Source organism: Methylobacterium sp. HMF5984 (genome assembly GCF_045033435.1).
GTDB lineage: Bacteria > Pseudomonadota > Alphaproteobacteria > Rhizobiales > Beijerinckiaceae > Methylobacterium.
Window position 1 is genome coordinate 3,919,211 of record NZ_JBJFLN010000001.1, and the last position, 22,093, is coordinate 3,941,303.

Here is a 22,093-nt window from a genome sequence, read left to right on the forward strand (position 1 = left end):
GGATGCCCCCATGAGCACGGTTTTGGAGCACATCGACCGAGCTGCCGTCGGCTTTCTGGCGGCAGCGAACTCTCACGATCCGGGGCCGGCATTCGCATACGCCATGCGGGCCGCCTGTCGCGGCTTCGTCAGCGATGTCCTGCCGGCGGCGGACTATCAGCGTCTCGTGCCGCTTATCGATGCTGCGGAACGCTCGCTGGCCAGGGCCGATCCATCGCTGGTGCCGGGGCCCGACGAGCAGGCGGCGAACTCTGATACCTTGGATGACCTGATGCGGTTCTGGGCCGAGACGGCGGAGCGCCGGCAGGAATGGCACCCCGATTTCGTACCCGGCCTGATCGCGCTCGTCCTTCAGGTCGCCAACCGCGTCGAGGACGGGTCGCTGAACGCCATCGCCGTGCGCGGCGTCCGCCACCGCCCGACCTGCAGCGTGGAACGGGCGCCCGGCCGCACCTTCCTAGACTTTCCGGAGAAGACCGATGCCGATGTACCGCACGCGCCCGTCCGGCATTAACACCGACGGCTTTAACGAGGGCCTGAGCGCCCTGGCCAAGGCGTACGCTCCGGCGACGCCGCAGGAGATGTACCTGTCGGCCAAGATGGCGACGGAGCGGGACGAGCTCGCGCGCAAGCAGGCCGGCATCGCCGCGATCCGCGGTGGGTCCAGGAGCATCGCCGACTACATCGGTGCGGGTGTGTCCGACCCGGTGAAGGCGTCGTCGATCGCCGACATGTACGCTCGCGCCGCGCTGCCCGGGGCCCGGCCGCAGGATCTCGATGCGTCGAGCTACGCCCTCAATGGCAACGCCGGGAACACCTTCGCCGGCATTGACGTGAACAACCGCGCGCAGATGGCGCGCTCGCAGGTCGAACAGCGCGGTCAGACCGATCGGACCATGCTGGCGCCGGTCTCGGAGGGGGCGACGCGCTTCGTGCCGCCGAGCATCGCCAGCGCCTACGGGACGGGACCGATGCAGGTCGGCGCGCAGGCGCTGAAGCCGGACCAGAAGACGGTGCTGCCGGATGGCCGCGAGCTGCAGGGCAACGAAAGCCCGCAGACGCTTGAGCAGGCAAAGGCCGCGGACTACGCTGGCATGTCGCCGGAACTGCGCCGCGCCATCGTGTTCGGCAGCACGCCGACGCCGAGCGTCCAGGGCGCGAACGGTCCCGTCATTACCACGGCGCCGCAGAGCATCGGGCAATCACCTGCGCCTGCGGCCGTCGCGCCCTCGAACGTCTCCCGGCTGCAGGCCGAGCGCGCGGCGCTGCCGGCAGGCGATCCGCGCATCGGCGAGCTCAATTCCGCGATCGCCGCGGAAGGGCGCGGTGCTGTCGCGGACCCGTATCGGAACGCGACGGATCAGGCGCTCGCGGCCCGGCATGACGAAATCGCCAAGGCCGGCGCCGCGGCCGGGGCTATGAACGGCAACCTCGACCGCCTTGAAGCCCTGCTTGCGGACGTGCCGACCGGCGCCTTGGCGGAGCGGAAGCTGCAGGTCGCCCGGTACGCGCAGGATCTCGGGCTCGGCGACGTCGCCTCGTCCCTGACCGGCGGCAAGCTCGACGAGGCGACCGCTGCCAACGCGATCGTGCAGCGCCTCGCGCCGGGCCTGCGCGTGCCGGGTTCCGGCGCGCAGTCGGATCGCGAGCTCAAGAACTTCATCGACAGCCTGCCGTCCCTCGGCAACACGCCCGGCGGCAACAGGATTATCGTCGAGACGCTGCGGGGCGCCGCACGTCAGCAACAGCAGGCGGCGGAGATCGCCCGGCAGTCGCAGGCCGGCACGCTCGACAAGTACGAGGCCGACCGGCGCATCGCGGCGCTGTCGTCGCCCTTCGCCCGCTTCGCCGGCGGCACCGCCGAAGCCGCCCCGACGCAGACGGGCGCGTTAGCCGGAAGCCTCGCTCCGGTACCATCCACCGCAGCAGCGCCGGTCGCGATCGCGCCGAGCGCCGCGGCCGTGGCGCACCTGAAAGCCAACCGCGCGCTGGCCCCCGACTTCGACGCGAAGTTCGGGGCTGGCGCCGCGGCGGCCGTGCTCGGAGGACAGTAGATGGCCAATCCGTTCGACCAGTTCGACGCGCCGCGTGCAGCCAACCCGTTCGACCGCTTCGACGCGCCGGCTGCCACGCCTGTAGCTGCCGACAAGCCAGCCGCGGCGCCGCGCTACGATGCAGCCGGGGACGTCGGCGGCGGCATCGTCACGGGCCTCGTGAACGGCGTGACCGGGTTCCTCGGCATCCCGGGTCTGATCCAGCAGGCCGACGGATACCTCGGCGGCAGGGTGCTCGATGCGCTCGGCTTCCCGAACGCGGCGGAGAAGGTGCGCAACGTGCCGTTCCTGCCGACGCCCGAGAGCTTGACCGGCCATGTCGAGAAGGTGACGGGGCCGCTCTACCAGCCCGAGACCGTGCCGGGCCAGTACGCTCGGACGGCCGCAGAGTTCGCCCCCGGCGCGCTCATCGGTCCAGGCGGTGTGGTCCGCAAGGCCGCCGAGACCGTCGTCCCGGCGGTTCTCTCGGAGACGGCCGGACAGGCGACGAAGGGAACGCAGGCCGAACCTTATGCGCGGCTGATGGCGGCGATCGCGGGCAACGTCGGGACGGCGGCCGTGGCGGCACGCGCTGATGCGCCGGCTCGGGCGCTCGGCACGGCCGCGGGGCGCGTGACGCCCGCGCAGTTCGACCAGGCGGAGGCGCTCGCCGAGACCGGCCAACGGATCGGTGTGCCGCTCACGGGGCCGGAGGCTCTACAGCAGGTCACGAATAACGGGACGAAGCTCGCCGACGTGCAGCGCTTCGTCGAGGGCTCACCGCAGAGCGCCGTCCTCTCCGAGATGATGGCGGCGCGGCCGGGGTAGATGCAGGCGGCGACCGGCCGGACGCTGGATACGATTGCGCCGCAGAGTGCCGAGCCTTCGACGCTCGGGCCGCTGGCCGCCGACGCCGCGCGCCGCTCCATCGCAAACTCGCCCGAGGGGCAGGCGCTGGCCGAGCGGGTGTGGCAGGTCGGCCCGCGCACGACCCCGGCGCAGGCCGGGCCGGCGATCCAGGACGGTCTGCACGACGTCTACCAGGGCCGCGAGGGGATGCGCGCCGCGCTGGCTGACCAGGACTACGGCGCGGCGACTAGGGCGCCGGAGGGCATCGGCATCGAGCGGATGATTGAGGTGGAGCGGCCGGGCGAACCGATCGTCACCCATCCGGCCTACTCGCGTCCGCAGTTCACCGACGCCGCGCCACGTCCGCTCGAAGGGATCACGAAGGCCGACCCGGCGAACGCCGCGGCCGGGCCGGAGAGCCTTGCGCGCTACATCGCCCGCAATGGCGGCCTCGACCTCACGGGCGATCTGCGCAGCCAGGACTTTCACCGCTTCAACATCCCGGGCGCCGGCAACGTGGCGCGCGAAGGCGGCAAGCCGCTGGACAGCTTCTGGCGCCCGAAGCTGATCGAGGCGGGCTACCTGCGGCCCGACGCCGACGGCGGCATGCAGCGGGATATCCGGGCTGAGCTGATGCGAAAGCTCGGGAACGAGCGCCGCGGCGTGCCGTCCTACCCGATCGGCGCCGAGCCTGTGCCGGCGTGGCGTGCCGTGAACGGGCGGCAGGCCGACGAGTACGCGACCGCCGTCTCTCTCGCCGATAGCCGCTTCCGTGAGGATCTCGGCCGGGCGGGCATCGACTACGACACGGTGCACCCGGACATCCGCTCGCGCGTCCTCGGCGCTCTCGTCCGCGGCGAGCACGTCGACCCGCTCGACGCCTACGAGCGCACGGTCGGCGCGATGCAGGGGCCGCTGCAGCCCTACGTGAAGTCGACGACGGTGCGGGAGGAGATCCCGGACGTCCGTTTCGGCCAGGCGAACCCGTCCGCGGTCGTGGAGCACATCGACGACGCCCTGCGCACGGCGAAGGCCTCGGTGGCCAAGGCGCTGAACGCCGCGCGCGGTACGCTGTGGACCCGCTCGGGTCCGGGGCAGCCGCGGGAGCTCGACCTGTCCGTGGAAGGGCTCCAAGGGGCTCGCGCCGCGATCGGCGACCTGATCTCGGGCGCCGAGCCGACGGCGCAGCGGGCGCTGATCGCCGTGCGCGACCGCCTCGACCAGGCGCTCGCCTCGGTGCCGGAGCATGCCGAGGCCACGCGCAACTTCGCGGCGGCGAGTGTGCCTCTGCGTCCCTTCGAGAACCCGGCGCTGGCCAAGGTGATCGAGCGTGACGAGTTCGGCCGGCAGTTCACCCTGCCGCCGGAGCGCTCGGCGCCGACGATCGAGGCGGGCGGCCCGACGGCGGTGCGCACCTTTAACGCCGTGGCGCCGGCGGAGGCGCGGGCCGGATTCGAAAACTACCTCGGCACGACGTTCTTGGACGCGGCGACGGATGCTCGCGGCACGGTCTCCGGCGATGCGCTGGCGCTCGGCATCCGGGACCGATCCGACGTGCTCGACACGGTGCCGGGACTGCGGCGGCGTCTGCAGGGTGTCCGCGAAGCCGACGAGGCGCTCGCGCCGCAACGGCAGGGTGCGATCGGCGAGCTGTCGCGCGCTGGGTCGACGGAGGCCGCCGGCGGCATGGTGCTGCCGGCCAAGCCCCGGGTCGGCGGCGAACGCGAGCTCGTCGACCTCATCATGCGGACGGCGCGTGAGGAGCCGCAGGGGACGGCGCAGCTCGTCCGGCAGCGCCTCGCCGACCAGGCCGACACCAGCATGGGCCGGCTCGTCGGCGGCGAGGCGCAGGGCGGCGGGGCGAAATTCGCCAAGGACATCGCCGGTACAGAGCAACAGGCAAGGAACCTCGATGCGGTGCTGCGGGCCCTGCCGGACAGCCCGGCCGCGCCGGCGGCGGTCGACGATCTGATGCAGATCCTGCGGGCAACTGGCACCCGGAAGCCGCAGGGCAGCCCGACGGACTTCAACGCGCAATACCGCGCGGAGATCGGCGGGGAGACGCTGCTGCAGCAGGGGCTCTCGGCACTGAAGACGCAGGGGCGGACGCTGCTGACGAACGCCGGCGACGCTTCGCGCCGCGCCTACCTCGGGCGGAACAACGCGGCGTTGGCGGACATCCTGTCGGCGCCGGACAGCGTGCAGCAGATCCGCGCCATCGCCGCGCGGCGGGCCGAGACGCCGTTCGCCGATGCGTTCATGCGGATGGCAGTCCAGGCCCCGGCTGAGGGGCGCGCCCGGTGAGCGGCAGCCTGACGATCGCCGACGCCTTCTCCAGCCTGCGCCGGAGCGTCGTCGACCCAGTCACGGGCCGCGCGGTCGTCACGTCGGCGCCGACGGGCGATGTGATCCAGCGATCGAGCGTCCTGCCGGTCGGCCGGGATGACGCTGGCCGGCTGACACCGGCGGTGCCCGGTATGATCGCCGACGCCTTCTCGGCGGCGCAGATGCCCGGGCAGGTCTTCCGCGGCGAGCAGCGGGTGATGGACCCGACGACCGGGCATGTAGACGAGAGCGCGATCGGGCGGGCGTTCGACCTCGCCGGCACAGCAATGACGGGCTCGATGCCATTCTCGGCGCCGCGGGGCGCACTGCGCATGTTCGGCGGCGCCGCGACGCACGAGGCCGATCCGTTCGCCGCCCTTGAAGCAGGTCTCGCCGCCGGCATGAAGGAGGCCGAGCCGATCGCCCGGCCGATGACGCGCGTCGACCCGGCGGCGAAGTCGTGGGATCTGTATCACGGCACGGCGGCGCCGGAAGATTTCACCCGGTTCGACCCGCACCTCGCCAAGGGCTCGCGGCCGCACACCCCCGATGGCGAGACAGGCGCGGTATTCCTGTCGCCGGCCCCGGGCGAGGCGAATCACTACGCCTCGCCGCGCGCGTCGTCCGGCCTCGATGCGGCCGGTCCGCGGGTCATCCGCACGACCGTTGATCCTGGAAAGACCGCGGTCCTCGACCTGCCAGCGCTGTTCGAGAACGATCCGGCGTTCGTCGCCCGCGCCCGCGAGGCGTTCATTCAGGATGCGAGGACCAACGGCGCCGATCCCGACGTGGTCGCGCGGGCCGGTTCGGTCTTCGACGAGCGACACGCGCGGATGCTCGACGAGTTCCAGGGCACCCGCGATCTCAACGAGCAGCTCGCCGAGCTCGGCTACCACGCGACCGAGGTCCCGCAGGTCCAATGGGGCTACGGCGCCACCTCGGCGGCGGTCCAGCACGCTCGCGAACAAGGCCTCGACACCGCGATCCTGCGCGGGCTGAGCGAGAGCAACGGCGGCGACCAGGTCGTCGCCCTGACACCGGGGCGCGTGCGCAGCCACTACGCGCCGGATCAGCTCCTCTACAACGGCGGGCCCGGTGGTGCGCTGGCCGGCGCTATGGCGCTCGGTGCGGGTGACGGCCGGGAGCGGCGGGCGCCGCGATCGATAGGCGACGAGTTCGGAGGCGTTCGTTGACCTACACGCTGCACCGCCTCGCCGCCGGCAGCTACGACCTCGTCCTCGACGGCGTGATCGTCGGCAGTGTGGTCCGGGAGGTATCGGTCGATGGCGGGCATCGCGCTTGGCACGCCGAACTGCTCGAAGACCTGCCGCCAAGTCGGCGCCCGAGCCCTTTCATCGAAATCGAGTACGCCTTTCCCACGTTGGATGCAGCGACGGCGTGGCTATGCGGGGCGTTGGTCAAGAGCGCGCTTAAAGCTGCGTAGATCGAATTGACACGCTGGCCTCGTCGCTTCGCTAGAGCGACGCGCCGACTGCCGATGGATTTCCAACCTCGGCAGCACGCTCGCGCGGCCCTGGCGGCGACTTGATATAGAACCCCTATCAGTAAGAAATCTGTCAAATCGAGGGAAGCTCGTATGATTCCGGTAGAGGTGCTTACCAACGCACGTTCGAAAGAAGTGCCTTGGCCCCTCATTGTGGAAGCTCTTCGCGAACTCATGTCAGCGGGCAGCGTCGACGACCAAGGTAGGCCATGGGTCGAAGTGGCTGCAAATCTAACCGGCTACACAACCAGTCAATTGTGGATTGGCATCAGAACATATGCGTCCATCAAAAAATTTATCAGTTCGCATGAGTTGCCAATCCATGCGCTCGAATGGCCCATGTCGAATCTTGAAGTAGTAACTCGTATTGCAAAGGCAAATGTAGAAGAAGCCAAAAAGATAATCCGCAGCACGGACCAATTGACATTGCGGCAGCTACGTAATCGCTATAATCAACTTAGAAAAGAACCTGGCAGCAACATTTCTGCAATGAGCGCCGGGTTGCAATCGTCTAAGGCTTTTACAGACAAGTTATTTAACAACTTGTCTGGCGAAAATACCCTCCGACAGATCCTAGGTTTGGAGCTAAATTCACCGGTGGGTGCGCTCAAAATTTGGCCTGGGCGCTATCCCTATTGTCATCCGAACTTTTACGTCGATTTTGTAATCGACGGCAAACTTCAAATTGCGGCATTTGAGGGAATGAGATTTTTTGGAGATGTCAATTCACAGGTTGCAACGAAAGCGGCCCTAAAAGCCGCCGTTGAAGGTACATTTTTCGCACAGTACCATTTGTGTGCGCCAAGTTGGGTGTCTACCGACGAGCTTGTAGTGCTAAGAGAAAAACTTGAACTTTTTAATGTCGGAATTATCGCTATTAGCGGGGAAGGAGTGGATGCAATAACGCGCCCTCTTGGGCCCTCCGTACATGACCGGCAAGCCATTCTTCTTAACGACCACGCTATCCGGACCCGATTGGGGATCCACCTATAGCGACACACGAAAAAGGCCCGGCGTCGCCGCCGGGCCTCGTAGGATCGATCTCTGGTCTGCAGATGCCCGTCCGCGCGGGTCTCGTCGAAACCCGCGCGGAGCAAGACGCCCGATCCAGCGCTTCGCCTCAGAAGTCGCGCTGGACGCGGAAGACCACGCGCTGGACGGAGTCGGCAGTCGTGGTACGCACGAGGCCGCCGGCGTTGATAGCCGCGATGCGAGCACCGGTGTAGGCGGTCGGATCCTTGTCGGTGTCGATCACGCGGCCGTTCTTGACGCCGATCTGGGTGTAGAAGCCTTCCACACCGATATCGAGGTCCTTCACCGGCGACCAGATCAGGCTCGCGCCGGCGACGAACTGGTAGGTGTCGCGAAGCGCCTGGCTGAGCTGGTAGAACCGGGTGCCGGGCTGACCGACCGCGTTCGATCCGAACACGTTCACGCCTGCGCCGTTGACCGACGAGTAGATGTTGCCCTGGCCGGCGCGTGCGCCGGCGCTGAAGTTCTGCTCGCCATACGAGCCGAACGCGGCCGACCGCCACTCCGGCGACCAATAGTGCAGGTAGGCCGCCGACACCGTGAAGCTGTCGGACAGGGACATCTGACCGGTGAACGGGTTGATCGTCGCATCCGAGAAGTACTGCGCGAACTTCTGACCCTGGATCGTGGTCGTGCTCTGGGTGTACGAGCCGGTGTACGAGGAGTAGCCGGTGTAGAGCTGAGCGCCGACGCCGTAGGCGCCCTGCAGGTAGAGGGTGTCGCCGGGGGAGATGAACGGCAGGTTGACCTTCGCGCCGCCCTGGAAGGCGTAGCCGTAGCTGCTGTCGGTGTGCGCGATGCTGACGTTGGTTGCACCGGCGGGGACGGCAGAAGCAGTTACCACGGCGGGCGTGCCGACCAGATTGAACTGGCCAGCGCCGGCCCCGTTCGCGACGTTGCCAACGTTCAACTCATGAACAGCACCGGAGACCTGCAATGAGCCCCAAGCAGCGTCGTATCGCAGAGCACCGACGAAATCGGGCATCCGATTGCGCTCGATCGCGTCGATCGAACCGATGCGGGTTCCGGTAGCGCCATTGTAACCGATGTACACCGGAACAGGCGAGTTGGTCAGGAACACGCCAGCATTGGAAATGGCAGAGTTCGTCGTGACGTTTGATGCGTTGACGGTCGGCGAGAAGATCGGGGTGCGGCGGAAGCTCGGATCTTCGGCCGAGATCGTCGCCGAGAAGCCGTTGCCGAGCGTCGCGGTGTAGGCGATCAGGTTCGTGGATGCGAGATCGGAGCCGGCGGTGGCGCCAGTGAACTCGAAGTCGTGCGCGTAGAAGTCGAAGAACGACGAGGCGCGACCGGCGGTGAAGCCCGCGAACTGGATGAAGGCCTTGTCGACGTTCGAGAACTGCTGGACGCGGCCGAAGCCGTCGACGCCGGTGGCGAAGTAGGCGTTACCGATGCGCTGCTGCGTGCCGGAGGTACCAGGGCCCGACTGGCCAGTGCGCGAACCTGCATCGAGGCGGACGAACGCGCGAAGGGTGCCGTAGGCGGTCTGGGTGCGGGCATCGACGTTGATGCGCAGGCGGCCGGCGTAACCAGTGCTGTCGCCGTTGTTCGAGCCATTCTGTCGGCTGTAGGCAGTCTGATAGCCGGCCTCTAAGCGGGCGCGACCCGAAAGGCGGAGGCAGGTGTCGGTGCCGGGAATGTAGAAGAAGCCGGCGCCGTAGGCGGAGCAGACGCGGACGTACTCGATGGGGGCGGCCTTCTTGACCGGCAAATCGGCAGCCTGGGCGCCGGCGACGGCGGCGAAGCCGGCGGCCGAAGCGAGCAGGGTGCTCTTCAAGAGCGTCATAGATATCTCCAAAAGCTTCGAGACCCGAGGATCGTGTGGTCGCGGGGCCGGGGCCGATCGCGTCACACCTTGTTTTGCGGCCCGCTTTTTGGTGCGGGCTCATCGGGCCCGCTTTTGCGATGCCCCCAGTGCCAAAACACTGTGTGCCAGCCGATCATCTCGATCAACGTCGAATCTTCGAGTGCGCCGTGGTGCTGTGGGAATGTTGCATCCGCGCAACGCTTTGGTTAGCTGGCGAGCAATCAGGCCAAAAAGGCCTCAAGAAGCACGTATACGAGACAGTACATCGACCGCGAATAATCTCCCCATTCTCTGAGCGCGCGCTGAACCTCTTTCAGCAGACCCGGCGAACAAGCGCGGATTGAATGAATTAATTCAGAATTGATGGAGCTTAGGGGCCAGAATTTCCGTCGCTATCGCGAGGTTTGCAGCGCCAACCTGCGAAACATGCGGGTACATCTATCGTTGGCTCGAAGGCCGGTGCACTCTTCGTATCCTGCTGGCACACCCCGCCATCGCGATGGACCACCTCATAAGCAGTTGCGCTCGTTGCAAGCAGGATATTCCCAGTTCGATCGACGATGGCCTTCAGCGTCGCGCATGAGACGAATCTTGTATCAATCCGATTTTGCGCATGAGCACTGATTGGCGCACTCAAGAAAACAATCAGGAATAACATTTTCAAATCGCGTTGCACGTTTGTGGTCCTGCTAAATGAATAGTGGTGGACTGCACGCGCTCACGCGTCCGAACGGTCAGAAGACCGCCACGAGGACGACGCCTCCTATCATTAGGATGCCGCCAACGATCCGCCATAGCGTGGCAGGATGCACGGCGAAGCCGACCCAGCCGAAGTGATCGAGTAGGATCGAGGTGACGACGCCGGCGGTCACGAGCAGGCCGAGAAAGGCTCCAGCGCCAATTTGGCGGGCGATTAGAAGCTGGGTGACGACAACAACGCCCCCAAGCAAGCCGCCGAACCATGCCCACCACGGAATTGACGTCACCTCCTGCTGCGTCGGCCATGCCATCCGCCCTGACACCAATCCAAGCACAAGGATCGTGACGGCCGCACCGATCCCAACGACAAGCCCAGCGATAAGGGGTTGCGAGAAGCCTTTGGCGAGCGTGGCATTCTGGCCGGGTTGCACAGCGTTCGCGATGCCGGCGAGAAAAACGATACCGTAAAGGTACCACATTCGAAAATCCTGAGCTGACAAACCTACAGAGGTAGGGCGCTTCGCTCCGTACCGCCGTGCTTGCGGGAAGGTGCCGCAGGTCGGCGAGCTTAACGTCCTTGCGCGGCAATCAGCTATATCGCCGACGTAGCTGCGCTTACGGTTCCGAGCTACGGCAGTTGACGGCCGGCCAGCAGATGGCCCTAGTGCCAAGCCGTGTTCACAATCGAGGGCTGATGCGAAAACCGTTGTGTGAGACCGGTCTGTGAGACTGGTCGTCAACCAGGCGGTCAGCAGGGACGAAAATGTCGATTTGCAGAGGGAAAAACGCTTGGAGCGGGCGACGGGAATCGAACCCGTATATTCAGCTTGGGAAGCTGACGTTCTACCACTGAACTACGCCCGCGCCGGGCCGCGTTTCGGCAGCGCGGCTGGACCATAGCAGAGCCGCCGACGTTGTCCACGGGGTCGATGGTCCTGCGGTCATGGACGGGCACCGCGAAACATCTTCTTCGGGCGGCAGCCCGGCACGCGATGCTCCGGCAGCGGCCACACGATCGCCGCGCGCAGGCCATCGCCGCCGTATCCGTTCCCATGGCGACGCCGTTCCACTATCACCCGTCGGACCTGCACCCACGATGCGTGCGGCGTCCGCCTCCGGTGGGCGGCGCCGGCCGAGGACCGATCCGAGATCCATGGACGCCCCTTCCCCCCTGGCCGCGCCCGCGGACAATCCCGCGCGGCTGATCCTCGCTTCGGCCTCGCCGCGCCGGCTCGCGCTCCTGCAGCAGATCGGCATCGAGCCGGACGCCCTGCTTCCCGCCGACGTCGACGAGACGCCGCTGAAGTCCGAATCGCCACGCGAGCTCGCCCGGCGGCTCGCGCGGCTGAAGCTCTCCGCGGCGCAAGGGGCGCTCCACCTCCACGAGCACGGCGGGAAGAGCTGGGTGCTGGCGGCCGACACCGTGGTCGCGGTCGGCCGCCGCGTGCTGCCCAAGGCCGAGGTGCCCGACGAGGCCGCCGACTGCCTGCGCCTGCTTTCCGGGCGGCAGCACCGCGTGTTCACGGCGATCTGCCTGCTCTCGCCGAAGGGCGCGCGGCGCGAGCGCATCGTCGAGAGCCGGGTGCGGTTCAAGCGCCTGTCCCAGCGCGAGATGAGCAGCTACCTCGCCTCGGGCGAATGGCGCGGCAAGGCCGGCGGCTACGCGATCCAGGGGCTGGCCGGCGCCTTCGTCGTCAAGCTCGTCGGCTCGCACTCGGCCGTCGTCGGCCTGCCGCTCTACGAGACGATGGCGCTCCTCGACGGCGAGGGGTTCCCGGTGCGGGCCGGCTGGGGCGCGATGGCATGACGACGGTCGCGAAGCTGCCCCCCTGCCCGATCTGCGGCAAGCCGGCCGATCCGAAGCTGAAGCCGTTCTGCTCGGAGCGCTGCTCGGACATCGACCTCGGCCGCTGGCTCAGCGACCGCTACGTGATCCCGGCCGCCGATGACGAGGACGAGGACGCGTTGCCGGCCGCCCGGAAACCCGAGCACGAATAGCGGGAAAATCATCCAGCCGATGCGCCCGATCAGGCTGGACAGGCCCGGAGGCACTGACTATACCCCCGCCCTGTCGAGCCGCCACGCGGATCGGCGAAGGCCCAGGTAGCTCAGTTGGTAGAGCATGCGACTGAAAATCGCAGTGTCGGCGGTTCGACTCCGTCCCTGGGCACCACTCGACTCTAAGTCGTTGAATCGCATCATTCCCTAGCGCGATCGGCTGAAACCGAGGTACAAAACCTAGGTACGGCCTGATGCCACGGATCATGTCGAATTCTCGTAGCTGCGTCACTCCGCCACGGGTATCTCCACGTCGCTACGATGCGCGCGTGCCTGCGGATGTCGTCTCGCTCGTTCGCGGCAAGGAGGTCTTTCTAGAGCTTCCCGCCGCACCTGGCGATAATCCTGTGCCTGTCAGCTTCACGCTGGGCCAACACGCCCGCGTATCCCTCCACACGAGAGAAAATGGCCTTGGCGATGCTCGTTGGTCGGCGGTCGCTGCCCACCTGAAGCGGCTCTACGAGGCAGAGAAAAACGGGTCTCAGACGCTTACACCGATGCGGGCCGAATACCTCGCCGGCTTGGTGTACCAGCATATCAAATCCCGCTTCCTTCAGAGTCCCGGCTCTCCGGCGGGATGGGCAGCAGTCAAATCCTTCTGTCGAGCGAGCGTTCAAGGGCGCATTGCGGCTGTTCCGCGTCTACGCCCTGACTTCGACCCCGAGGACGAGATCCGACTAGCTCAGGAGGCGTTCGGAGAGAATCTGACGCTCGGGATCGATGCCCTTTCCGAGGGGCATCACGACACGCTGGATCAGCGGTTCGGGATCTATGTAGATTGGATCTTGAGCACCAACGCGCTCAGGATCGATGACGCTTCTCGACGCCTGCTGCTCGATCGAGTCGGTCATGCGGCGATAGCGGCGGGTTGGCGGATGCGTCGAGCAGCCGAGCGCGACTGGTCTGACGATCCGGCTGAGAACCGCTTCCCCAAGGCTGATCCAGGCCCATCCTCGGTCCAATCATCTGATCGGCCGGTGGCACAAGGCGTCACCCTCACGGATGTTTTCGACCGATGGAAAACCGAGACGAAGCCGGCGCCATCCACCATCCAAACATGGGGCGGGGTGATTCGTCAGTTCGTCGCCCATCTCGGGCATGAGGACATCGCGCGGGTGAAGGCGGAGCACGTCATCGCTTGGAAGGACGCCCTGGTCGCTCAGGGACGGAGACCTTCCACGATCAATGACGGTCACCTCTCCGGGCTCAAGACCCTCCTGGCCTACGCCAAGCGCAACCGCCTCGTGCCCGAGAACGTGGCGATCGGTGTGCGGGTTCAGGATCGGCGGCAGGCCGGCGCCGGCATGTTGGCGTACGGCGACGCCGAGGTTGCCCGTCTGCTTGCTATCGCGGCTCAGGAGACCACCCCGGCAAAGCGGTGGCTCCCTTGGCTCGCGGTGTATACCGGCGCCCGGATTGGGGAACTCGCGCAGGCGTGGGGGTCGCAGGTTCGGGAGATCGATGGCATCCCCGTCTTGGTCATCCAGCCCTCCCCTGACGGCGGAACGCTCAAGAACGCTGGCAGCGAGCGAACGGTGCCGCTCCACCCCGCGCTGGTCGAAGCGGGTTTTCTGGAATTCGCACGGGCGTGTGGCGATCGGCCGATGTTTTACAAGCGCCCTGCCCGGCTTGGCTCAGAGGGGCGGCACCCGTCGAAGGGGGCGACGAACCACCTTGCGACTTGGATACGGGAGCAAGGGTTCAAAGATCCAAGGAAAGCACCGTCGCACGCCTGCCGGCATTGGTGGAAGACAACCGCCTCGCGCGTCGGCATGTCCGACTCGATGGCTGACGCGATTCAGGGCCACTCAGACAGTTCGAGCGCGGGTAATTATCGCCACTTCGCGTTGGCCGACATGGCGACCGCCGTTCAGCGGATGCCAGTGGTCGGGGGCTGTGCAGGGCAATAAACCACGATGCCCTCGAAACTCTTCCGCGGCAAAGCTTGCGCGTATTGCGGCTTGCCGGGCATCGCTACCGTTGGGGAGCACGTCCTCGCACGCGCATTTGTGCCAAAGGGCCCCGACCGGGACAATTTGCCGAAGGTCCCAGCGTGTGTCGCATGCAACAGTGCCAAGGAACGCCTTGAGGAATACGCCCAGGTTGTTGCAATCCTGGGTGGCCGACATCCTGCCGCCGTTGCGAATGCTGCCACGAACCTCGATCGTAAGGCCCGATTGAAGCCGCGAATCATGGCCGCGCTGCTGAAGACTGTAAGACAGGGCCTTGAGCGAACGCCCGGCGGCCTCGTGCTTCCAACCGGGCTCTTGACGGTCGATCCGCTTCGTATGCGTGAATTCACGCATATGCTCGTCAGGGGGCTGTACTACCACCACAGCGGCGAGCCGCTGCCGCAAGGAACGGTCCTGCATTCCCATATGTCCGAACGAGACACGGAATCCATCCTTGTGGACGGGACGGTGCGTGCATTTGGACCGGACGTACAGCGAGTGAAGGCTGACCTAGGCGCCGGGGTGCTCAGATACGAAGCTATCTTGAGCACGGTCGCGCGGGGTGCTTCTGCATGGCAGATCGAGTTCGGACAGATGCAGTGGCTAATCGGGAAAAATACGCCTCGTTCGGTCGTTGGCAGACGTTTCGTGGCAACGATGCCTCCCGCGCCTACCGACGAGGGTACCGTACCAATTCAAGAAACGGTTTCAGGTTAGAACTCGGGTGGCGTCGAATGTTCTGACGCTACCGGTGGTTTGGGCGGCTGTTTCGAACCTGGAATCACGCGTGCTGTCCAAGACAGATCTTGAACTTTCCCAGTGAAAATCGCCGCAACGACCGCTGCTGCAGCGACACAAGCCAGGAAGAATCCAATTCCCGCCCAAAAACCAGCATTGACCGCCACGACCGCTGCACAGATGAGCAAGATGCCGCAAATTACGGTCGCGCAGATAGCACCTGTGCTGTAACGGTCGCGTTCGTACCGCGCAGCATTCCCGGTCGTACGGATAATCTCCGATGCGATCGCAGGATTTAGTTGCACAATACGCTCCAACGCGGCCAGATTGGACGGGTTGATATGTAGACTTTGGGTGTTGACTTGAACGTTGACATTGGGAGGAGGAGGAGGACCGAAACGAGCCGTGGCATCCCCGGTCGTAGCGGGTAGCGGGTGTTTTTCGCCGTCTAACCCGCCACCTTCAGTCACCTTCAATCGCCTTCGCGATGCTGCCATTGGTGTTGAGGATGCGCACGAACGCGTCGTCAAACGCGGTTGGACGATCACCCTTCCTCAGGACACTGACCGCACGCGCGAGTCCACGCAACGAAACAACGTCGACAACGCCCGCACGCGCCGGATCCGGCATGTGAGCGGTGATGGTCACGGTGTCCGCTTCCTCTGAGGGGGCGGTGTGGTTCTTCTCGTCGTTCAGCACTGATCGCGCTCCGTTAGGCCGCCTGCAAACTGTAAGCTCGTTGGGCCGCGTACGCTCACATGCCATCATATTTCCCCTGCTGCGTGGTTAACAAGGGGTTAAGGACATCGTAGCGCATACGGATCATCGCGGTTTCGACAGAGCTAACGGAGGAATCCGCTTTCCGCATGACGGTGAGCCGAGGGCGATTTCGAGGCCGCCCTTGGTCGCTCAGATGCTTTCGTACGAGCGGTCTTGGGTATGGTACCCCGAGACGTCTTGAATCCGGCGCTGCACCGCGTTGGCCGTCCCCTGCGGATCGCTGAGGCTGTGGATGTGGATGGGGGCGGACACCTTAGCACCGCCCCCGCCAGCGCCGCCGGCCTGCGGAAGCTTCGGAGCGGAGCGTGCCAACTTCTCCGCCGGGGATTGCTCAGCCAAGGCGTTCGCATCAGCCTTGCGCCAACCCGTGGATGTCAGGCCGTCGCCGATGTCCTGTCTCCCGTAGGTGTCCGGCTTCCCAGCAAGAGCTCGCTCCGCCCGGCGGACCATGAGCTTGCTCGCATCGACCCACGTCTTCTTGACGGAGTCGCTCTCGTTGCCTGCGATCCTCTCAACCATCAGCCGGCCCGTGCGAGGATCGATCTGCGTGCGCCCGGTCGCTAAACCGACGTGGCCGCCCGTCTGGTTGTAGCCCTTGCCGTGGGGGTCGAGAAGAACGTCGCCCTTAGTGACATCCTTCGCGTCGACGCCAACGCCCCATCGCTGGAATGAGTTGGCAACCGCGCTACCCGATCCCTTGATGCCGACGCTCGCTAGTGACGAGTTGACCATGCGAGCGCACCACGCATTCACGCTGCCGGCGACATCGTGACCAACGAAGCGAGATAGCTCCCCACGGTCCTGATACTCGTTCTTTCCGAGGAAGCGAGACATCGTGTCGACGGCATTGCCTGCGGCCCCCGCCGTAACAGGATTTCCGCCGATGACGGTTCCGGCTTTCCAACCCTCGTGACGCTGCATCGCGTCGAGAAGCTTGGCTCGCTGTTCCGGGCTGTACTCCGACATCCGCTTGGAGCCGTCGCCACCCATCGCAGCGATGTAGGCTGGGACGTTGTTCTCGGACGCCGGAGCCCAGCGACGGATCGCTTGGCCAACCGTCAGATCCTTGTATCCCTTCGACTCGAACAGGAGCTTTTCCTGAGCCTTGCGTCCCGCCTCGTAGGACGGGAACTTGGCAAAGCGACCATCCGACCCGATCGCACCCATCGAACGGGCGAATGCGCCGAACTCAATGTTGCCGGGGTTGTTGTTTCGCCAGGACCGGGAGCCGCCGGACTTCTGGTCCGGGGAAGCGGTGTCCGAACTTCCGCCCCCACCAATGATACCACGCCGGCCAAAGCCGGTGCTGGGTAGGGCTTCGCCGGGGATTGCGCCGAGCATCGCGGCAGATCCACCAGACTCGCGGATGGTGCCAAGGTTCTCAGCGTCTTCGCCGGCCGTACCAGCCGCACGAGCAGCCGCCTCAGATTTTGGGAAAGACATTTTCTGGAACGATGCTAGCTGAAGTCTAGCGCCTATCGACTCCAGGTTGGTGCTGAGCTTGCCAACGTTCCGTGCCAAATCCTCCTGAGCATGCTTGGAACTCTCAACGGTTCCGCCTTCCTCGGTTTTGGCCTTACCCTCGCGGATACGTTGTTTCACAATCTCCTTGATCTCGCGCTGCGTGAGACCCTGGCCCGGCTTGCGCTGCTCAAGTGCACCATCCTTTGCCCCTTCCGTAGCAGACGTCTTGCTTCGGTTGCCCCCTACGCGGTCGGCCAAGCCCGGATCGAGGAACCTAAGGATCGCATCGAAAAAGCCTTTGCTCATGTCAGGAGCCTTTAGGGCACCCTGCTCGCGGGCCATGTCCGCAAGGCCGACGACGCCGAGGATGCCGCCAAGCTTGCCGAGCATACTGGCCTTGCCCGCTGCGCCGGCTGCACCTGCGGCGGCTCCCGCACCAGCCCCGGCGACACCTGCGGCACTACCGGCGGCTTTGACGGCAGCATCGCCAGTTGCGAGTTCAAGAACACCCCGTCCGAACCGGAGAGCCGCCGCAACCGCCAGCACACCGGACGCTAAGGCCCCCATCACTGTGATGACGGGAGAGAGCACCAGGAGAGCCGCCGACAAGCCAATAATCCGACCCGTGAGTCGACCGATGACTTCGGGATCGGTTGAGCCCCCCGTAAACGCCGTCAGGAGACCGCGCACCGCATCGAAAATGGACTTCAACCCGGTTGCGAGCCCCCGCCCGAAAGCCTTCCACTGTTCGATCATGGAAGCGCTTTGGTCGCCGGGCTTGCCGAAGACGGACTCGAGTAGGCCCGTCACGTTGTCGAAGCCGAGACCGCGCACGAAGCCTTCGAGAAAGCCTTTCACGTTTGCGGAAATGCGGCCAAAGTCATAGCGCTTCGCACTGTCGTAAAAGTATCGATTCACCTCCTGAAAGATACCATCAAATCCAGTGCCGATGGCCTCCCAAAACCGGCCAAATATAGCCTTGGACCGCGCCCACTGTTTCTCCCAACTCTGCATCCGCTCGTTGGATGCATCGTCAAGGAAGTTAGCGTTCTTCTTGTCATCGATCTCAGCCAGAGTCTTTTTCAGACCACCGAGACCCTGAATCAGCTGCAAATTCTCGTCCGACCACTGGGTCTGCGAGAGCCGGTTCGTCACCTTGGAGCGTTGAAGCTCCGGCATCCGCTCTAGGCGCTCTAGAACCCTGAGGATGGTGGCGGTCGAGTCGGTCGAGGCTGATCGCGCCATCCCCTTCGCAGAGCCGAACCCAAGTGCTCTAGCCGCTTCGTTTAGGTCTTTGCCGCGCTGGCCCTTGGCATAGGAACCGCTCGTCAGATCTTTCATCAATGTTGCGATGAACGTTCCGGCTTTGCCAGGCTGAACGCCAACAGACTGAGCACCTGATACCAGACCGGCCAGGTGTTCCGGGCTCATATTACCCAAAGAGATCGCGCCGAAACCTCGCCGCATACCTTCAACAATTTCAGGAGCGTTCGTAGGATCCTCTCGTGCGGCCACTCCGATCGCGTTGAGCACTGATTTCATACGAGCAGGAGTCGATGCGGCACCCAAATTGCGGTCGACAAGTCCCATGAGCTTCGAGGTAGCTGCGGTATCGAGTTCGAGACCGGCTTGAGCTTTAAGCAACAGTTCCGTATTGCCCTTCGGATCTTTGACGCCCGACTTGTTCAGCTCCGTGAACGCTTTGATCGCATCGGCGGATGTATTGGCTGTATCCAGCGCGGCGCTATCCAACCATTCACGCCGGATCTCGGCAATACGCTTGCTCGTGAATTTCTTTCCGCCGTCGTCGCCAAAGATCTTGAGCGAGGTCTCGGCCGCGTCGACCGCCATTCGTCCGGCGATGCCCCGGATACCGGCCGCGACCGCTGCTCCGGTCCCAACCAGCACCTGCCGTCCAATCTGAGCGGCGCCGCTGTAGGTTTCCCGCCCCCGCGTGAGAGCAGTCTGGCCTCCCCGCCGTACATCTCCCCAGGCGGAGGCCCGGCGGCGGGTCTCAGCGGCACGAGCCCGTTCCCGATCTGCGAGCGTGCGGGCTTCGACTCGTGCGGTCTCACGAGCAGCGGATGCCTCTTCGCGGGTCCGCTGGCGGCGCATGCGGTCCTCGAACGCAAACCGCTTCACAAGGGCGCTCTCAGCACGCTTGGCAGCATCCTCGCTGGCCTTGGACTCCGCCAGCGCTGCCAGCTTCACGCCCAACACCTTCGCCCGGAGAGCACGGGCTCCATCAGCAAATCGTGCGTCCTCGTCTCGACGCATGGCACGGTCGAGGATCTTGGCGTCCTTGGCCTTGGCGGCTGCAACACGTCCCGAAGCGGAAATCTGAGCCTTTGCGGCCTGTTCGGTCTCGCGGGCTGATTGAGCCCAGATTCGCTTTTCCGCTCCAAGGCGACGACGAAGGTTAGCAGCAGACTCCGCTTCGTGACGGCCCAGTACGTTGCCAAGTTCGCGTGCTTTTTTCACCGAGGCGTTAAGGCTCTCGGTTAGGCCGGTCGTCGGTGTTTTGGTCATTTTTGCGACCGTCGCCTGAAGCGCCTTTATTCTGGCGAGCATACGGTCGACGCCAGAAGTATCGGAAACGCTGTCTACGTGGACAACGGTTTTCATATTATCGTCAGACATCGTTTTCCTACAGCTCTACCGCAGTGCGGGAGCGTTATTAGTATTTTGTTTTTCTTGGAACTATGGGCGGATTTGAAGTGCCGGCCATGTCTTATTTGCCTGCAGACTTTGTAAATCGGCTTAGGCGAGGCGCGATTACTAGGGACGTTAAGCGAGACCGGGGGCCATATCCAAAAAAAGAAATGACCCCCCCCATGAGCTTGTATTCAAGCAACGTCAGATTGCCGCCTCTTGTTGAGCACGGCTAAGCCCTTGTCACGTCGAGGCTATAACATGAGCATGAGCTTGAATTATTCTGAGCTTAACTTCACGCTCGACGTGCGGCAGGTGCGCTGATCTATTCGAACGTCGTTCATAGGGGAGGTGACACATGGTCGAAGCGCTGATCGCCAGGGTCGAACAGGTCGAGGCGTTGCTTCGTGAGCTTCCGATGATTGCTGCAGCGGTAGACGAAGAGCGGGTCGACGGCGCCACCGACGCTGCCAGCATGGCGCTACGTGATCTGCTCGACAGGATCGCGGACGTGGCGGTGGAGCGTTATCGCCGGGACCACGGCTAGCCACGCCAACGAGGACAAGCCAGCGAACCGTAGCTGGAGATCACTCGGCGCCGGTCGAGAGGCGCCAGGAGGTCCAGTTCGACCAGGGCCGCCGACAACTGCCAGGGCTCAGCCTCGCACGCCTGTAGCTCAGCACAGAGACCGTCGCCTCGTGCGCCGCACAGGAGGGATGTCACGGCCCGGAGAACCCTAAGCCTGGATATGAATTCAACCGGGTCGAGGTCGAGCGCGAACGGGCCCCATAAATCTGCAGGGGGGATGGAACGAGGCATCAGATTTCAGTTGCAAGGGTCGGATCGAACCTGTTACGTCTCAGTCATCGAACGTCGTTTGAGTCGTAACAGGCGAGGCGGTCATGGCCCAGGGCAAGTTCGTTACCTACCTCCGGGTCTCCACGAAGCGTCAGGGCGACTCCGGTCTCGGCCTGGAGGCTCAGCGGGCGGCGGTCGAGACCTACTTGAACGGCGGCTCCTGGACCGTGTGCGGCGAGTTCGTGGAGGTCGAGTCCGGCAAGAGCGACACGAACCGTCCGCAGTTGCAGCGGGCGATCCAGGCGTGCCGCGTGTACGGGGCGAAGCTCCTGATCGCGAAGTTCGACCGGCTCAGCCGCGATGCACACTTCCTGCTTGGCCTGGAAAAGGCTGGTATCGAGTTCGTCGCCACCGACAACCCGCACGCCAACCGCCTCACGGTCGGGATCATGGCTCTCGTAGCCGACGAAGAGCGCCGGGCGATCTCTTCCCGTACCAAAGCCGCCCTTGCCGCTGCCAAGGCCCGTGGCGTGAAGCTGGGCGGGGATCGCGGCGCCGTCCTGTCGACGGAGGCGAAGGCCAAGGGGACCGCCGTGCGGGTTGCCAAGGCCGTCGACCGTGCGGGGGATCTCGCCCCCATCCTCGCGGAGATCCAGGCCAGCGGCGCCAAGAGCCTGCGGGAGATCGCGGCGGCTCTCAATGAGAGGGGCGTTCCGACCGCGAAGGGTGGCTCCTGGCAGGCCGTTCAGGTCTCGCGGGTGCTGGCGCGGGTCGGCTAGACGTTCAGTCGACCGGAAGGTCGGAGATATCCACGAACGCCCCCTTGCGAGGACGACCGCGACGGCGCGGGGCATCCTCGACGGCGGCGATCACCGACTCCTGCTCAGCCAGCGCCTTGTTGACTTGATCCAGCGACGGCACCGGAACCGGAGCCTCGACGGGCGCCTCGTCTACAAGCTCGACAACCGGACGGGCGTGCATCGCGTCGACTTCCTCAAGAGCCTTCTGTGCTGCTTCAAGCCGGTCGAGAGCTTCCTTCCGCTCGACGCGAACCAGTTCCGCCCGTGCTTCCTCAAGATCGGCCTGCAGACGCGCAACGTGCCGGGCTTCGATGTCCTCGACGCGCTCGTGATCCTGCAGGGGTGCGAGCAGATCGGCGTTGCCGAGACCGGACGCTACCAGGAAGCGCGCGAGGATGTCCGCCACGTCGCGGTGGATCATCGCCGGGATCGGAGACGGCACCGGGGCGTGCGTCTCGGCATACTCCTGTTCCGCGAGCTTGCGGGCCTCGCCAAGGTCTCGCGACCGATGGCGGAACGTCGCGACGGCAAGTCGAACCGGGTCTTTCATTGCGGCAATTTTAGCCGCTGCGGCATCGCTC

19 protein-coding genes and 2 tRNA genes are annotated in these 22,093 nt (G+C 65.0%); 14 read left to right on the top strand and 7 right to left on the bottom strand.

Features of this window, described 5'->3' with window-relative positions:
- Positions 1-10 precede the first annotated feature (10 nt).
- The 7 genes from ACFZ8E_RS19060 to ACFZ8E_RS19090 all read left to right on the top strand — a co-directional run bounded on the left by ACFZ8E_RS19060 (position 11) and on the right by ACFZ8E_RS19090 (position 7,704).
- Positions 11-514, top strand: coding sequence for a hypothetical protein (locus ACFZ8E_RS19060; RefSeq protein ID WP_405043505.1), 504 nt, complete (start codon positions 11-13; stop codon positions 512-514).
- A complete protein-coding gene (locus ACFZ8E_RS19065; protein WP_405043507.1) occupies positions 480-2,054 on the top strand; it encodes a hypothetical protein in 1,575 nt (524 codons plus the stop codon). Before ACFZ8E_RS19060 ends, ACFZ8E_RS19065 begins: the two co-directional genes overlap by 35 nt.
- Positions 2,055-2,861: a hypothetical protein gene (locus ACFZ8E_RS19070; protein WP_405043508.1), complete on the top strand. Its 807-nt coding sequence runs from the start codon at positions 2,055-2,057 to the stop codon at positions 2,859-2,861.
- The gene (locus tag ACFZ8E_RS19075) at positions 2,862-5,186 is read left to right on the top strand and encodes a hypothetical protein (protein ID WP_405043510.1); all 2,325 of its coding nucleotides are present in this window, start codon (positions 2,862-2,864) and stop codon (positions 5,184-5,186) included. It begins immediately after the preceding gene.
- Positions 5,183-6,400, top strand: coding sequence for a hypothetical protein (locus ACFZ8E_RS19080; RefSeq protein WP_405043511.1), 1,218 nt, complete (start codon positions 5,183-5,185; stop codon positions 6,398-6,400). The genes ACFZ8E_RS19075 and ACFZ8E_RS19080 overlap by 4 nt, the downstream gene beginning before the upstream one ends.
- Positions 6,397-6,651 carry a hypothetical protein gene (locus tag ACFZ8E_RS19085; RefSeq protein ID WP_405043512.1) on the top strand — a complete coding sequence of 85 codons (255 nt, stop codon included), beginning with the start codon at positions 6,397-6,399 and terminating at the stop codon, positions 6,649-6,651. Before ACFZ8E_RS19080 ends, ACFZ8E_RS19085 begins: the two co-directional genes overlap by 4 nt.
- Positions 6,652-6,804: 153 nt before the next feature.
- Complete coding sequence (locus ACFZ8E_RS19090) at positions 6,805-7,704, top strand: hypothetical protein (protein ID WP_405043513.1); 900 nt, start codon at positions 6,805-6,807, stop codon at positions 7,702-7,704.
- 127 nt (positions 7,705-7,831) lie between these two features.
- On the opposite strand, the gene ACFZ8E_RS19095 is transcribed toward ACFZ8E_RS19090, so the two are convergent.
- The 3 genes from ACFZ8E_RS19095 to ACFZ8E_RS19105 form a co-directional block, all read right to left on the bottom strand.
- Positions 7,832-9,550 carry a porin gene (locus tag ACFZ8E_RS19095; RefSeq protein ID WP_405043514.1) on the bottom strand — a complete coding sequence of 573 codons (1,719 nt, stop codon included), beginning with the start codon at positions 9,548-9,550 and terminating at the stop codon, positions 7,832-7,834.
- Positions 9,551-10,305: 755 nt separating this feature from the next.
- The gene (locus ACFZ8E_RS19100) at positions 10,306-10,749 is read right to left on the bottom strand and encodes a DMT family transporter (RefSeq protein ID WP_405043515.1); all 444 of its coding nucleotides are present in this window, start codon (positions 10,747-10,749) and stop codon (positions 10,306-10,308) included.
- 311 nt (positions 10,750-11,060) lie between these two features.
- Positions 11,061-11,134: transfer RNA gene (locus tag ACFZ8E_RS19105), tRNA-Gly, on the bottom strand.
- A gap of 289 nt (positions 11,135-11,423) precedes the next feature.
- On the opposite strand from ACFZ8E_RS19105, the gene ACFZ8E_RS19110 reads away from it, so the two are divergent.
- The 5 genes from ACFZ8E_RS19110 (at position 11,424) to ACFZ8E_RS19130 (ending at position 14,997) form a co-directional block, all read left to right on the top strand.
- Positions 11,424-12,077, top strand: coding sequence for a Maf-like protein (locus tag ACFZ8E_RS19110; RefSeq protein WP_147726001.1), 654 nt, complete (start codon positions 11,424-11,426; stop codon positions 12,075-12,077).
- Complete coding sequence (yacG, locus tag ACFZ8E_RS19115; protein ID WP_147726000.1) at positions 12,074-12,268, top strand: DNA gyrase inhibitor YacG; 195 nt, start codon at positions 12,074-12,076, stop codon at positions 12,266-12,268. Before ACFZ8E_RS19110 ends, yacG begins: the two co-directional genes overlap by 4 nt.
- 99 nt (positions 12,269-12,367) lie before the next feature.
- Positions 12,368-12,443 (top strand) — tRNA-Phe (locus tag ACFZ8E_RS19120).
- 154 nt (positions 12,444-12,597) lie between these two features.
- Positions 12,598-14,238: a tyrosine-type recombinase/integrase gene (locus tag ACFZ8E_RS19125; protein ID WP_405043516.1), complete on the top strand. Its 1,641-nt coding sequence runs from the start codon at positions 12,598-12,600 to the stop codon at positions 14,236-14,238.
- Between the two features lie 282 nt (positions 14,239-14,520).
- Positions 14,521-14,997, top strand: coding sequence for a hypothetical protein (locus ACFZ8E_RS19130; protein ID WP_405043517.1), 477 nt, complete (start codon positions 14,521-14,523; stop codon positions 14,995-14,997).
- Here the strand turns inward: ACFZ8E_RS19130 and ACFZ8E_RS19135 are convergent.
- The 3 genes from ACFZ8E_RS19135 to ACFZ8E_RS19145 form a co-directional block, all read right to left on the bottom strand.
- Positions 14,994-15,488, bottom strand: a complete 495-nt coding sequence (locus tag ACFZ8E_RS19135; protein WP_405043518.1) for a hypothetical protein — start codon at positions 15,486-15,488, stop codon at positions 14,994-14,996. The two genes, ACFZ8E_RS19130 and ACFZ8E_RS19135, sit on opposite strands and share 4 nt — an antisense overlap.
- Positions 15,481-15,717, bottom strand: coding sequence for a hypothetical protein (locus tag ACFZ8E_RS19140; protein ID WP_405043519.1), 237 nt, complete (start codon positions 15,715-15,717; stop codon positions 15,481-15,483). Before ACFZ8E_RS19140 ends, ACFZ8E_RS19135 begins: the two co-directional genes overlap by 8 nt.
- 210 nt (positions 15,718-15,927) lie before the next feature.
- Positions 15,928-19,902, bottom strand: a complete 3,975-nt coding sequence (locus ACFZ8E_RS19145) for a hypothetical protein (RefSeq protein WP_405043521.1) — start codon at positions 19,900-19,902, stop codon at positions 15,928-15,930.
- 370 nt (positions 19,903-20,272) lie between these two features.
- Here ACFZ8E_RS19145 and ACFZ8E_RS19150 point away from each other — a divergent pair, with 370 nt between their 5' ends.
- Positions 20,273-20,461 carry a hypothetical protein gene (locus ACFZ8E_RS19150; protein ID WP_405043523.1) on the top strand — a complete coding sequence of 63 codons (189 nt, stop codon included), beginning with the start codon at positions 20,273-20,275 and terminating at the stop codon, positions 20,459-20,461.
- A 355-nt stretch (positions 20,462-20,816) separates the two neighbouring features.
- Positions 20,817-21,491, top strand: a complete 675-nt coding sequence (locus ACFZ8E_RS19155; protein WP_405043524.1) for a recombinase family protein — start codon at positions 20,817-20,819, stop codon at positions 21,489-21,491.
- Between the two features lie 4 nt (positions 21,492-21,495).
- On the opposite strand, the gene ACFZ8E_RS19160 is transcribed toward ACFZ8E_RS19155, so the two are convergent.
- Positions 21,496-22,062 carry a hypothetical protein gene (locus ACFZ8E_RS19160; RefSeq protein ID WP_405043525.1) on the bottom strand — a complete coding sequence of 189 codons (567 nt, stop codon included), beginning with the start codon at positions 22,060-22,062 and terminating at the stop codon, positions 21,496-21,498.
- Positions 22,063-22,093 lie beyond the last annotated feature (31 nt).